Source organism: Psychroflexus lacisalsi (assembly GCF_020164495.1).
Taxonomy (GTDB): domain Bacteria; phylum Bacteroidota; class Bacteroidia; order Flavobacteriales; family Flavobacteriaceae; genus Psychroflexus; species Psychroflexus lacisalsi.
In genome coordinates, this window is record NZ_JAIQYZ010000001.1 from 1,450,323 (window position 1) to 1,463,149 (window position 12,827).

14 protein-coding genes and 1 tRNA gene are annotated in these 12,827 nt (G+C 35.7%); 7 read left to right on the forward strand and 8 right to left on the reverse strand.

All coding sequences use genetic code 11. The features are described from left to right. Positions 1 to 89 precede the first annotated feature (89 nt). Together LB449_RS06760 and LB449_RS06765 are read right to left on the reverse strand one after the other, a co-directional pair. Positions 90 to 1,394: a Y-family DNA polymerase gene (locus LB449_RS06760; protein ID WP_224454309.1), complete on the reverse strand. Its 1,305-nt coding sequence runs from the start codon at positions 1,392 to 1,394 to the stop codon at positions 90 to 92. Beyond that, the gene (locus LB449_RS06765; RefSeq protein WP_003438638.1) at positions 1,394 to 1,849 is read right to left on the reverse strand and encodes a LexA family protein; all 456 of its coding nucleotides are present in this window, start codon (positions 1,847 to 1,849) and stop codon (positions 1,394 to 1,396) included. The genes LB449_RS06760 and LB449_RS06765 overlap by 1 nt, the downstream gene beginning before the upstream one ends. Positions 1,850 to 2,333: 484 nt before the next feature. On the opposite strand from LB449_RS06765, the gene LB449_RS06770 reads away from it, so the two are divergent. Beyond that, positions 2,334 to 2,933, forward strand: a complete 600-nt coding sequence (locus tag LB449_RS06770; RefSeq protein ID WP_003438632.1) for a hypothetical protein — start codon at positions 2,334 to 2,336, stop codon at positions 2,931 to 2,933. Between the two features lie 23 nt (positions 2,934 to 2,956). Here LB449_RS06770 and LB449_RS06775 read toward each other — a convergent pair whose 3' ends face one another. From LB449_RS06775 to LB449_RS06790, 4 genes are all read right to left on the reverse strand, one after another. Next, complete coding sequence (locus LB449_RS06775; protein ID WP_224454310.1) at positions 2,957 to 4,276, reverse strand: DUF2254 domain-containing protein; 1,320 nt, start codon at positions 4,274 to 4,276, stop codon at positions 2,957 to 2,959. Positions 4,277 to 4,441: 165 nt separating this feature from the next. Further along, the gene (gene murA, locus LB449_RS06780; RefSeq protein ID WP_224454311.1) at positions 4,442 to 5,755 is read right to left on the reverse strand and encodes a UDP-N-acetylglucosamine 1-carboxyvinyltransferase; all 1,314 of its coding nucleotides are present in this window, start codon (positions 5,753 to 5,755) and stop codon (positions 4,442 to 4,444) included. Further along, complete coding sequence (locus LB449_RS06785) at positions 5,756 to 6,397, reverse strand: DUF4290 domain-containing protein (RefSeq protein ID WP_224454312.1); 642 nt, start codon at positions 6,395 to 6,397, stop codon at positions 5,756 to 5,758. Between the two features lie 53 nt (positions 6,398 to 6,450). After that, positions 6,451 to 6,747: a DUF493 family protein gene (locus tag LB449_RS06790; protein ID WP_224454313.1), complete on the reverse strand. Its 297-nt coding sequence runs from the start codon at positions 6,745 to 6,747 to the stop codon at positions 6,451 to 6,453. Between the two features lie 65 nt (positions 6,748 to 6,812). Here LB449_RS06790 and LB449_RS06795 point away from each other — a divergent pair, with 65 nt between their 5' ends. From LB449_RS06795 to LB449_RS06815, 5 genes are all read left to right on the forward strand, one after another. Further along, positions 6,813 to 7,364 (forward strand): AAA family ATPase, encoded by a 552-nt coding sequence (locus LB449_RS06795; protein ID WP_224454314.1) that lies wholly within the window; start codon positions 6,813 to 6,815, stop codon positions 7,362 to 7,364. Further along, entirely contained in the window at positions 7,361 to 9,277 is a 1,917-nt protein-coding gene (locus LB449_RS06800) for a RecQ family ATP-dependent DNA helicase (protein ID WP_224454315.1), read from the forward strand. The genes LB449_RS06795 and LB449_RS06800 overlap by 4 nt, the downstream gene beginning before the upstream one ends. Then, complete coding sequence (gene fmt, locus LB449_RS06805; protein ID WP_224454316.1) at positions 9,274 to 10,227, forward strand: methionyl-tRNA formyltransferase; 954 nt, start codon at positions 9,274 to 9,276, stop codon at positions 10,225 to 10,227. Before LB449_RS06800 ends, fmt begins: the two co-directional genes overlap by 4 nt. Before the next feature lie 164 nt (positions 10,228 to 10,391). Next, entirely contained in the window at positions 10,392 to 10,664 is a 273-nt protein-coding gene (locus tag LB449_RS06810; protein ID WP_003438613.1) for an HU family DNA-binding protein, read from the forward strand. A gap of 108 nt (positions 10,665 to 10,772) precedes the next feature. Then, the gene (locus LB449_RS06815; protein WP_224454317.1) at positions 10,773 to 11,336 is read left to right on the forward strand and encodes a YqgE/AlgH family protein; all 564 of its coding nucleotides are present in this window, start codon (positions 10,773 to 10,775) and stop codon (positions 11,334 to 11,336) included. Here the strand turns inward: LB449_RS06815 and LB449_RS06820 are convergent. Further along, positions 11,333 to 12,187, reverse strand: coding sequence for an aminotransferase class IV (locus LB449_RS06820; RefSeq protein ID WP_224454318.1), 855 nt, complete (start codon positions 12,185 to 12,187; stop codon positions 11,333 to 11,335). The genes LB449_RS06815 and LB449_RS06820 overlap by 4 nt on opposite strands. Positions 12,188 to 12,200: 13 nt before the next feature. Beyond that, positions 12,201 to 12,593: an START-like domain-containing protein gene (locus tag LB449_RS06825; RefSeq protein ID WP_224454319.1), complete on the reverse strand. Its 393-nt coding sequence runs from the start codon at positions 12,591 to 12,593 to the stop codon at positions 12,201 to 12,203. 128 nt (positions 12,594 to 12,721) lie between these two features. Here LB449_RS06825 and LB449_RS06830 point away from each other — a divergent pair. Beyond that, positions 12,722 to 12,795: transfer RNA gene (locus tag LB449_RS06830), tRNA-Met, on the forward strand. The last annotated feature ends 32 nt before the right edge of the window (positions 12,796 to 12,827 follow it).

Sequence of the window (12,827 nt, forward strand, 5' to 3'; positions counted from 1 at the left end):
TTTCTTCTGTTGATCTTAATATGAGGATTTATTTGCTTTCTCATCTTTATATTTTTATAAGGATCCGATTGCTAATTATTCTCATTGTTTCAAACACTCACTTTCAATTCGGCTTCTTCTTTTTCTTCATCATTTTTACAGTTTACTTCAATCACCTCATCCAGATTTGTCGTGTAAGGTTTGGATAAATGTTCCCGACGCATTTTCCAGACTCTGCCCAAATCTTGACTTCCAAAACGCACTGAGCCTGTCCCATAAACGCCATTAAGCCGGTCAATTTTTTGCATCAGTTGTTTGTGTTTTGGATTTTCCGCAGTGAAAAAAGCGAGTTGCCGCTCATTTTCAGGAACAAGTCCCATCACAATCACACCTGCTTTTTTGTAATAAAAGTCAGGATGGTATATTTTCTTAAGTCCTTCCACTGCAAATTTGACTAAATCTATGCTAGAGTTGGTGGGATACCCCGTTTGTACTACAATGCTATTTTGGTACTGCGGCAAGTCTTGGCGAAACTTATTGGTTTTTAAAAACACATACACCATTTGGCAACAACTCCCTTGCTTCCGCAACTTTTCCGCTGACTTGATAGCAAAGCTACTCACGCGCTCACGCACATAATCGAACTCTTTATACTGCTTGTCAAAAGAACGCGTGGTCGCAATCGCTTTTTTATTGGCTTGTGTCTCCAGTTCCAGGGTTCGGCGACCTTGCAATTCTTTTTTAAGCCGCAAGCCAACCACGCTCATCTGTTTTCTTACCCATTCGTCTGGTAGTTCAGAAAAGTCATAAGCCGTGTGGATATTGTGCTTTTTCAGACGTAAGGCATGTTGACGACCAATTCCCCAAACATCTTCAATTTTCAACCATTTTAAAGCTTTTATTCTGGCGGCATCGTCTTTCATAATAAAGATGCCTTTGGTGCGATCAGAAAACTTTTTAGCAATTCTATTGGCAATTTTGCTCAAAGCTTTTGTGGGCGCTAACCCAATACTAATAGGAATACCAGTCGACTTTTCAACCACATATTTTATCTTTTCACAGTAGGCCTGCATATCATAATCTTCAAATCCTGTAAATTCTAAAAACGACTCATCGATACTATAGATTTCCACATCTGGGGTAAAGTTGCTTAAGATGTTCATCACCCGCGAACTCATATCCCCATAAAGCGCATAATTGGATGAAAAGACTTGAATATTATGCTGCTTAAATATTTTTTCAAACTTATAGGTGGGAGCGCCCATCGGGATGCCCAAAGCTTTTGCTTCATTGCTTCTCGCGATAACACAGCCATCGTTGTTGGATAAAATCACCACAGGCTTATCACGCAGATTGGGGTTGAACACACGCTCACAAGAGGCATAGAAATTATTACAGTCGACTAGTCCAAACATTACTCTACGTTTTTAATAACAGTTGTCACCATACCCCAAATTACAAACTCGTTATCGGCAGTAAGCTTTATAGGCGGATACTCTTCGTTTTCTGGGATGAGCCAAACGGTATCTTTTTCTTTTTTGATGCGCTTTACAGTGAATTCTCCATCGACAAAACACACCGCTATCTTATTATTTTCAGGCTCTAAGCTTTTATCAATAATAAGCAAATCTCCATCGTTGAGCCCTGCTCCTACCATACTTCGTCCTCGGACGCGGGCATAAAAAGTGGAGTTAGGGTTTTTAATGAACTCCCGATTCAGATCGATTTTGATGTCCAAGAAATCATCTGCAGGACTGGGAAATCCTGCACTAATTCCCTGGTTTACAAAGGGTAAATCCAGATTTCTGGAGAGATCTGGTGGAAAAATTTCAAGGGCAGGCTGCCCGTGGTGGTGGACCACATGTAACATAGGCTTTTTCTACAAATTTAGGATATATTCCGAATATTCGGAATATATCCGCCTTAATTAACGTTTGTCAACTTTATAAAGACTTATGAGCAATTTCAAGTCAAAATAAAACATTGATAATCAGACGATAAACTATTTTATACTTATGCTATCCATAATTTTCTGGTGCTTTGTTTGCCTCATGCAAATGGTTTACCTCGCTGTGCTTGTGGACAGTTGAAGTTTTGTTCAAAATAGGTTTAGCATGTTAAGAGCAAAGGACTTTTTAACTATCCTATCCATTCAGGGAGATGATAATTTTCACAAAAGACCTTTAGACTATTTTATTGACTTAAAACTAAAAGGCATTAAACATCAATCAGACCCCTATATACCTCTTTTTTCAATTTTTAGTTCATGGATTATTCAGGGTAAACTATTTTATGAAAAAATCTGAAAACGTATTCAATTTCACTTACTTTTAAATATCCTTTATAAAAAACTCATGCATAAAAAATACCATATCACTTTAGGATTATTTTTCCTTTTCAGTTTACCGTCCAAAGCGCAACAATTTATTGAAAGTTGGGATGGCACACCCAACTTAGAGCGACACCAAGTTACCTTCAATTTTTTTGTTCCAGGAATACGATATGAATTAGGCTTGTTTAAGAATGTTAGTGTTTCAACTAGTTTTTCTCCCGGACTCGCCTATTACCAAGAAGGATATACTTTTGGGTTCGTCTGGCACACTCGAGTGAGGTATTATCATAATTTTAAAACGCGCTATGATATGAATAAAAAAGTAATAGGTAATTCTGCTAATTACATCGCCCCAGCAAGAAGTGTATTTTGGCAACCTTTACAAATTAGCAATAACTTGGATGGGCAGAAAAATTTCTCGCTTGCTTTTTTTGGTTTATTGTACGGGTTACAAAGAACCAACGAAAAGGGATTTAATACAACCTTAGAATTTGGATTTGGCTATTACGATGGTTTTGGTGTCCCTAGTGGTTATGGACCTTTATTCAATTTTACGTTTGGTTGGGTAGCCACGAATAGAAAGTCTAGGAAAACAGTTGGTGAACCCGTTTTATTAGATTAAATATTGATTATTAGACAATTGGATTAGCTATTTTCTAGAATAGCTTCACTTCGCTTGCGTATATCTTCTAGATCATGGCTTTCTTCAAAAGAGTTTTCAGCTACTTTCATGATCATCTCGGCATGTTCTCTCACTGCTTTTTTATGAATGCTGTGATGTGTGTAGTTATAAATAGTGATCATCGCTTCCATAAGCCGAATCACTACAGAAGGACTTCCTTTTGAAAATTGACGAATTTGTAAAAAAGCGGCATCCAGAGCACCTTGATAAGTTAAAGGCTCATGTACATACCTAAGTTGGTCCTCCTCATCGAACTTGTATTTGGAAGGAAATTTCACTTCAGTGAGATAACATAAAGTGGAGGTAAGATTATCGATACAACTGATGGCTGTAAAGGGATCATTGATTCCCGGAGAGAGGGCTCTACAAGCAATTTCTACCATTTGATGGATAGAATGTTCAGCATCTCGTTGTGTCGTTCTCGAGTTACCAAGAATCATATGATCTTCGAAATTAATAACAGACTCCTCGGTAAATTCTGTTTTGGAATAGAGAGTGATGATGGGTTGATTCTTAACAATGTAGCTCCCTATACGGTGGAGTGTAACGATAATGTACTCATGTTTTTTGGCTACTTTAAAGAGAGATTCGTTATAGAGGTATTGCAAGTATCCACTTTTGGGGGACTTTAATTCTTTTGAATGGGGGAATTCCTTGGTGTAGTGGTCTAAGCTTTCAGTATTAGAAGTTCTTGTAGGATTTTCCTCATCAAGTTCTTCAGAAAAAATAGATTCTATGTTTTTCATTAGAGAAGAAGAAATATCAGAAATGACTTTACTGGCTTGAATGCTGATGGAAATATGGTGTATAAAAACAATGAGCAGAATAATATTGCCAATGGCAGCCAAAATAGCGACTAGAATAGATAAGGTAGGAATAAAGACTTCATTGTCGTTATCTTTAACAACATTCAATATGATAAGACAATAGACATAAGTGGAAACATAGGTACCTAAAACCACTTGATTAAGGCGCTCGTGCATAAAGTTTTTTAGTAATCGAGAACCAAATTGAGAAGAAGCCAAGGTTAAAGCAACCAGAGTAATGGAGAAGACTGTTCCGGCAACGCCTATCATGGCGCCAGAAATTGTAGACAGAACACTTCTGGCAGAGTCCGCACTTTCTGTGAGTATATTTCTGAGTATGCCCATAGATTCAATATCCACAGTTCTGTCGAAATAGATGAGCATAGAGGCTAATCCGATGGAAAATAAGATAATAAGAATGGGAATAAACCAAAAGCTTCCCATAAGCTCCTCCCATAAAAACCTTAATTTACCCATAAATTCTAAAATTTAAATTCTAAATGTAAAGTTTTTGATTCATACTAAAACCTAAGCCTTTGTAGATTTTAATTAAACTAGTCTAGTTTAAAGATAAAGAAAGACCAACATTTTGTATTGATCTTTTTACTCAAAGAGTTATGTCAGATTAACAAGCAGCTTGTTCTACTCATATCGGTTTATTTTTGCTCCAATAGCTTTAAGCCTGCCGTCGATATCTTCATATCCTCGATCGATCTGTTCTATGTTGTGGATAGTGGAGGTGCCTTTTGCAGACAAAGCCGCAATTAAAAGGGAAATACCAGCTCTTATATCTGGGCTGGTCATCGTTGTCGCTTTGAGTTCTGATTCAAAATCGTGACCTATAACTGTCGCCCGGTGAGGATCACAAAGAATGATCTTAGCACCCATATCGATTAATTTATCAACGAAAAAAAGTCGACTTTCAAACATTTTTTGATGAATTAACACACTCCCTCTAGCTTGAGTGGCTACTACCAAAATGATACTGAGCAAATCTGGTGTAAATCCTGGCCATGGCGAATCACTAATGTTCATGATAGACCCATCTATAAATGAAGCGACTTCATAACCGTTCGTATGCGCAGGAATATAGATATCGTCTCCTCTTTTTTCTAACTGAATTCCAAGTTTTCTGAACGTTACCGGGATAATTCCAAGATTTTCCCAACTTACATTCTTGATAGTGATTTCGCTTTTGGTCATTGCCGCCAGTCCGATCCAAGACCCAATTTCAACCATATCTGGTAGAACTCTATGAGTGCAGCCAGACAATGCTTCTACACCTTTTATCTTCAATAAATTGGAACCTATTCCTTCAATTTGAGCGCCCATAGACACCAGCATTTTGGACAATTGCTGGATATAAGGTTCGCAAGCTGCGTTATAAATTGTTGTAGTTCCTTCTGCGAGAACTGCGGCCATCAAAATATTGGCTGTACCAGTTACCGATGCTTCTTCGAGAAGCATGTCTGCACCTTTTAAACCTTTCGGAGCTTCTACGCCATAGAAACGTTCTTCTTTATTGTATCTGAATTTTGCACCCAATTTTATAAACCCGCCAAAATGAGTATCTAAACGTCTTCTTCCAATTTTATCACCGCCAGGTCTAGGAATATAGCCTTTACCAAAACGACCCAAAAGTGGACCTACAATCATAATAGAACCTCGAAGACTACTTCCCTCCTCTTTAAACTTCTGACTTTCCAGATAATCTAGATTTAATTCATCGGACTTAAATGAGAAACTACCCTTGCCAAGCTTTTGTATTTTTACCCCAAGATTTCCAAGAATTTCAATTAATTTATTGACATCCCTGATGTCTGGAATATTATGAATTTTTATTTCGTCTGGAGTAAGTAGAACTGCGCAAAGAATTTGTAAAGCTTCATTTTTTGCGCCTTGAGGTTGGATTTCACCCTTTAACTGGTGACCTCCTTCTATTTGGAAAGTTGCCATTTAGTATTTGCGTTTTCTATTGCGGTTGTTGTTCTTGAAGTTTTTCTTTTGTGGTTTTGAGCGTTTATTGGCTTGGCGTACCAAAGAATTGGCATCACTAAGCTCTTCGTTATCACTTTTTAAATCGAGTTGACCTTCACTTAAATCCCTCAAATGATCGAAAATAATTTTATCAGACACGGAATCTTTGTTCCAGTTCAAATAACATTTTTTCATGTGATTGGCGATGTTAAACATCAAACCATCTTTCATTTCTCCATCCTCAATTTTAATAGCTTCATCAATCATCCGTTTGATGTTATTACCGTAAAATCTATATTTAGGAAAGTTTTGTGGATATGGCAATGGCTCTGGTCGAGCATATAGCTCTTCTCGAGAAGGCATTGGGAACGGTGACTCTACATCCAGCTCAAAATTACTGATGATGAAAAGCTGATCCCACAATTTATGTTGAAAATCGGGGACATCTCTTAAGTGCGGATTCATGTTTCCCATCACATCAACAATACCTTTAGCTGTATTGTTTCGTTTTTCATTATCCTCAATAGTTTTGGCATATTCTACCATCTTTTGGATATGTCTTCCGTATTCTGGGATCTTTAATTCGTTTCTTTCAGAATTATACTCAAGGTAAGTTATCAATGGTCTTTGTTTTTTTGTAAGGATTGCAAAATAAGGAATTAATTTTACTCTGGTTATAAAGAAATCACATTCTCAATTTCTTCACCGACTTGTTTATACTTTTCTATAACAATATCTGGCGATTTGAGGGTGACATTTATAGAAACGCTGGTATATTTGCCTTTTGAAGATTTTTTAGTTGAAATAACAGCTCCAAGATTATCAAATATAGCTATAAGCTGATCTAAATTTTTTTGATCTGATGAGGGAACTATAAATTTGTAGAGATATGGCGCTGGCCAGTCGCTCGTTTTTTTGAGTCTTTTGCGCAGCGTTTTGTAAAATTCATCAGAAGATTTATCGGACTTCATGCTCAATTGTTTTATGCAAATATACTGTTATTACCTATTTTTATAAATTCTAGTCGCATTAATCTATGACCAAATTAAAACCCGTTAAAAATTTACTTATTGGTGGTCCAAGTACTGGAAAGTCAACCGTTCTTGAGGCTTTGTCTGACATGGGCTATTGGTGTTTTCCAGAGGTGTCCAGAGAAGTCACTTTGGAAGCAAGACAACTTGGTATTGAACACCTCTTTCTGGATGAGCCATTAAAATTTAGTGAAATGCTTTTAAAAGGCAGAATAAAACAATTTGAAAAAGCTGAGATTCTAAATACTCACCAAGTTTTTATCGACAGAGGTATTCCAGATGTCACTGCTTATATGGATCATTTCAATGAAGATTATCCAAACGAATTTGTAAAGGCCAATAGAAATTACAGATATGACCATGTGTTTTTATTTCCGGTTTGGAATGAGATTTACACACAAGACAACGAACGCTTCGAGGACCTTGAACTAGCAAGGAACCTTCAGGACGCTTTAATAAAAACTTATGAAGACCTCGATTATAAACTTATAGAAGTACCAAAATCTAGAATTCATGACAGAATAGAGTTTATATTGAATACTATAAAATCAAGATGAAAACTTCTCCCCGTGACATACTAAAAACCTACTGGGGATATGAAAGTTTTAAACCTTCACAATTACTTGCGATTGAATCTGCTATTGAAGGAAAAGATACTTGTGTATTTTTACCAACAGGTGGAGGTAAATCCATTTGTTTTCAGGTTCCAGCACTTTTAGAAGATGGGATTTGCATTGTAATATCTCCTTTGATTGCGCTAATGCAGGACCAAGTTGAGAATCTCAAATCCAGAGGAATTAAAGCTCAGTTCCTGAGAAGTGGCATGCCTTACAGAGAAGTAGATCAAAAACTTGATAATTGTGTGTATGGGAATTATAAATTCCTATACTTATCTCCAGAACGGCTTCAGCAAGATCTTGTTCAACAGCGTATAAAAAAGATGAATGTGAACTTTATAGCTGTAGATGAGGTACATTGTATTTCACAATGGGGACATGACTTTAGACCGGCTTATAGTCAAATTCAAATTTTGAGAGATTTACACCCTAAAGTTCCGGTCATAGCACTTACCGCTACCGCAACAATTCAGGTTAAAAAAGATATTGCGGAAGAGCTAGAACTGGATCAACCCACAATTGTTGAAGAAAGTTTCCAAAGGGCTAACATTTCTTTTCTGAATGAGTTCTCGAACGACAAGATGAATGATTTATTTGACTTATTACAAAGTTCTGAACCAAGTACTATTGTATATGTTCGAAATCGATCAGCTTGTATGGAATTATCTAATTTTTTAAATAAGAAAGGATTGAAGTCTACTTTTTTTCATGGAGGGATTTCTCAAACCGAAAAACAGAAGAGACTCGCATCTTGGCTTGCAGAAGAACAGCACATTATGATTGCTACAAATGCCTTTGGAATGGGCATCGATAAAGCCAATGTAAGGCAAGTTGTTCATTATCATCTGCCAGAAAGCATGGAAAGTTATTACCAGGAAGCCGGAAGAGCTGGAAGAGATGGGATGCCATCTAAAGCAATCATTTTGTATAATGAAAGCGATAAACAACGGTTAAATAATCAGTTTGTTAAGACTATTCCAACATTTGAAGCTGTTCAAGCGGTTTATAAAGCGATCATGAGTTACTTTAGGGTGGCTTATGGTGAGGGCGGAAATAAAAGCTTCGATTTCAATTTCCATGATTTTTGTTCTCGCTACAAATTACATACTATACTTTCATACAATGCCTTAAATCTTTTGGACAGGTTGAGCATTTTAAGTTTAGACAAGTCTTTTCAGAAAAAAACCAAATTAAAATTTCAAGTATCTAGCGAACGACTTATTCGTTTCATAGATAACAACACGCAATTTGCTCTGCTTGTAAGGACATTATTAAGAACTTACGGAGGTATTTTTGAACAAGAATTAACTGTTAATACTCATCTTTTGAAAAAGAAAACCGGTTTTAGTGATAAAGAAATTTACTCACAGCTGGAAACTCTTGAAAAACATGGTTTACTTGAAGCAGAATTCATCAAACAAGACCTTAGCATTACATTGATTCCTCCACGTGAAGACAACTACACCTTAAACCCTCTTAGAAAATACATAATTCAATATCAAGAAAATAAGCTTGAGAAAGCAAAAACTGTTCTAAATTATATAGAAGCAGACTCTCAATGTTTGCAAAATTTTATCCTAAATTATTTTGGCGAAAAAGACTTCAGTCCTTGTGGAAAGTGCAGTAATTGTTTGAATAATAAAATGAACGCCATAAAAGGCCAAGATTCTAAATATTACAAAAAAATTGAAACCCAAGTCTTAAAGCTTTTAGATCAGTCAGAATTAAATTCAAAAGAAATTATACAAAAAAGCAATTATCCGAAGCATGCAATGCTTACGACATTGCAATTTCTACTAGAAAAGAATAAAATAAAACTCACAACAAAAAACACTTACACGATAGTTCTATGAATACATTAAGAATACTTTTTATGGGAACTCCGGATTTTGCGGTTGGGATTTTGGATCACTTGGTCAAGTCTAATCCAAATATCGTAGGAGTTGTAACGGCTCCAGACAAACCTGCAGGAAGGGGAAAGAAACTTCATTCGTCTGCTGTGAAGCTTTATGCTGAAAAACACAGTATTGAAGTTTTACAACCCACAAATTTAAAATCTGAAGAATTTCAAGCTGATTTAAAACGGCTTGATCCCAATCTTATTATAGTAGTTGCATTTAGGATGTTACCAAAAATGGTCTGGGATTATCCAGAATTTGGTACGTTTAATCTACATGCATCTTTATTACCAAAGTATCGAGGTGCAGCGCCCATCAATTGGGCAATTATCAATGGAGAAAAGGAAACGGGGGTTACAACCTTCTTTATAGATGAAGAAATAGATACAGGGAAAATTATCGACTCCAAACGCATTCCAATTGAAGCTAATGATGACGTTGAAAGCCTCCACGACAAACTGATGGTACTTGGAGCTAAATTGGTACATGAGACAGTAAAATCCATTCAGAATGGCGAAACTGAAGCTGTTTCTCAAACACACGAAAAATCTTTTAAGCCTGCTCCAAAACTTACTAAAGCTAACACTAAAATAGACTGGCAACAATCCGCTCAAGATATCGTAAATTTCGTAAGAGGTCTTACCCCATTCCCCACAGCGTGGACTGAATTGGAAATGAATGGTGAAATTTTGAAAATCAAAATTCTCAAAGTTGAAGCAAAGTTTCATCATCGCTCAAATAAAGTTGGGAGTTCATATTACGATAAGGAAAAGAAAAGCATTTGTGTTGCTGTAGAAGATGGGCTTATCTTAATAAAAGAGCTACAATTTCCTGGTAAGAAAAGAATGCCGGCTCAAGCATTAGTAAATGGTATGGGTTGGGAAAATGAATATAATTTTGTCTAAATAAGTGAACTCATTTTTGAAAATCAAGATTTAAAGGCTCAAAAACCTGATTTTTGCCCATTCTACAAGGATTTTATGGCTATTTTCTTGCATAGTAATATTTTCCATATAAATTTGTAATGTGTTAATAAAATGTTTAATCAACAAAATCTAAATTTTACATTATGAACAAAACGAATTTAATCGATGCCATGGCAGAAGATGCTGGTGTAACTAAAGCAGAAGCAAAAAAAGCTCTTGAGTCTTTTCTAGAAAACGTTGAAGGCGCTCTTAAAAAAGGAGACCGTGTCTCTTTAGTTGGATTTGGATCTTGGTCTGTATCTAAAAGAGCTGCACGTGAAGGTAGAAATCCACAAACTGGAAAAACTATCAAAATCGCTGCTAAAAATGTAGTAAAGTTCAAAGCTGGGTCAGATTTGCAAAAAGCAGTCAACTAAGCTTAACAACTTACATTTCTTTAAAATTTAAAGACCTTTTTGTAAAAGGTCTTTTTTTATTGTCTTTTTTGATTTTTTTTGTTAAATTGTTAAATGTAAACTTTAATTATGGAAAGACTTCTACCTAACCGAGGAGATGTATTGGTGTCGGAACCATCTACAATTGGTGATATCACATTTAATCGCTCTGTCATATTACTTGCCCACTTAGACAAAGAAGGTGCTGTAGGATTTATCATCAACAAGCCTCTTGATTTTAATCTTGAGGAATTGATTCCAGAAATTGAAGAGAATTTTAAAATTTTCAATGGAGGCCCCGTAGAACAAGAGAATCTTTATTTCATTCACGATGTGCCACATCTTATAACAGATAGTGTAGAAATAAAAGACGGGATTTATTGGGGAGGCTCTTTTGAGATGATCGTTAATCTTATTAATACCAAACAAATTACACCTAAGAATATTAAATTTTTTCTTGGCTATTCAGGTTGGGATCCCGACCAATTGGAGACCGAGATTGATCTAAGAACCTGGATAATCGATTCTGAAACCAAATCCAACGACATTCTTAATTCACTTAAGGATGGAGAATACTGGCAAGAAAAAATGAAAGATCTTGGAGGAGAATACCTATTGTGGTCTAATGCTCCAGATAATCCTAATTATAATTAAACATCTACCAATCTTGCTTTTGCATTAAGTTTACCAACTAAGCTTTTAGCTACAGTATTTGCATAAGTTTTTTTCCTGTATTTCGTTATGGACTGTACACCTTGTATAGCATTGGTGTAAAAAATTTCATCCGCTTTTTGAAGTTCAAATGGAGAAATAGATTCTTCTTTCAATGTATAGTCCTCAGATTTTCCTAAAATTTCTATCAATTGTTTTCTGATAATTCCGTTAAGGCAGCCATCTGAAAGTGGTGGTGTTTTGATTTCTTCACCTTTAACCACAAATATATTTCCATTGGTCACTTCTAGGACAGATTTCTTTTCATTAATGAGAAAACAATTGTCGAAGTCATTTTCTTTAGCATAAACTCCTGCTAAAATATTAACCAACTTGTTGTTGGATTTAATTGTAGAAAGCATTCCAGATTGAACGTAATGATCTTTAAATAATTCTACTTCGTAAGGCTCTTCCTTTAAAGTAAAAAATGCAGTTTCCAATTCCTTTGTAGAAATAACATAACCAACAGAATTATCTTCCGGAGTATAATATCCACCTTCATTTCTGTGAATATTGATTTTAACTCGAACGGAAGCTTTTTCTAAATGATTGGCCTTAACGAGCTCAACTATTTTTTCTTCTAAATATTCTGGAGAAAAATCCATTGGAATCTTCATTCTCAAAATTCTCATAGAAGACATTAGTCTAAAATAATGAGCTTCCCAAAACATGATTTTAGAATTGATAACTCTCAATGTTTCAAACAACCCGTCACCATAGTTATAACCTCTGTTGGTAAGCTTTAGTGATGAACTCTCGACAGATTGTATTTCACCGTTTATAAAAACGTTCATAGACATTTAAAATTTATGAGGATCCCAAAATTTGCTTTAGATCAGATACCATATTTTCCCACAGCATTTTCCCTTCATCTACCTCGTCTTCCTCGGAAAAGTCTGTGATCATAAGCGATACATCTTTTGTGATTTCATCAACTTGAATTTTCATCTCGAAATAATAATTTAGACCGTCTTCATCATCTGCAGTCCATCTCAATTTCATGCGCTCATCCGCTTTTTTGGATAATAATTTTGCCTGTTCTTCACTTCCTTCCCAAATGAATGTAAATAATTCACCTCTTGAATTTACATTATCAGCAAACCATTCGCTCAAACCAGAAGGAGTAGAAATATATTGGTAAAGTAAGGATGGTGAAACCTGTATAGGAAATTCCAATTCGTATTTAACTTTATCACTCATTATTTTCAAATTTAGATTGAAAGCAATATATGGATAATTGATTGAAGTATAAAAACTTTAGTTGAAATAATTATCGAAACAAATTTGCTTAAGCAAAAGATAATATTATCTTTGCAATCTTTTAAAAAGGCGTGGTAGCTCAGTTGGTTAGAGCGTCGGATTCATAACCCGGAGGTCACGAGTTCAACTCTCGTCCACGCTACACCCTTAAAGCCCTTTATACAAGGGCTTTTT

Coding starts and splice junctions, on each gene's coding strand:
- LB449_RS06820 (WP_224454318.1), bottom strand. CDS start 12,187: ATGAACGTTTTTATAAACGGTGAAATACAATCTGTCGAGAGTTCATCA.
- LB449_RS06825 (WP_224454319.1), bottom strand. CDS start 12,593: ATGAGTGATAAAGTTAAATACGAATTGGAATTTCCTATACAGGTTTCA.
- LB449_RS06760 (WP_224454309.1), bottom strand. CDS start 1,394: ATGTTTGGACTAGTCGACTGTAATAATTTCTATGCCTCTTGTGAGCGT.
- LB449_RS06810 (WP_003438613.1), top strand. CDS start 10,392: ATGAACAAAACGAATTTAATCGATGCCATGGCAGAAGATGCTGGTGTA.
- LB449_RS06815 (WP_224454317.1), top strand. CDS start 10,773: ATGGAAAGACTTCTACCTAACCGAGGAGATGTATTGGTGTCGGAACCA.
- LB449_RS06770 (WP_003438632.1), top strand. CDS start 2,334: ATGCATAAAAAATACCATATCACTTTAGGATTATTTTTCCTTTTCAGT.
- murA (WP_224454311.1), bottom strand. CDS start 5,755: ATGGCAACTTTCCAAATAGAAGGAGGTCACCAGTTAAAGGGTGAAATC.
- fmt (WP_224454316.1), top strand. CDS start 9,274: ATGAATACATTAAGAATACTTTTTATGGGAACTCCGGATTTTGCGGTT.
- LB449_RS06800 (WP_224454315.1), top strand. CDS start 7,361: ATGAAAACTTCTCCCCGTGACATACTAAAAACCTACTGGGGATATGAA.
- LB449_RS06775 (WP_224454310.1), bottom strand. CDS start 4,276: ATGGGTAAATTAAGGTTTTTATGGGAGGAGCTTATGGGAAGCTTTTGG.
- LB449_RS06790 (WP_224454313.1), bottom strand. CDS start 6,747: ATGAAGTCCGATAAATCTTCTGATGAATTTTACAAAACGCTGCGCAAA.
- LB449_RS06795 (WP_224454314.1), top strand. CDS start 6,813: ATGACCAAATTAAAACCCGTTAAAAATTTACTTATTGGTGGTCCAAGT.
- LB449_RS06765 (WP_003438638.1), bottom strand. CDS start 1,849: ATGTTACATGTGGTCCACCACCACGGGCAGCCTGCCCTTGAAATTTTT.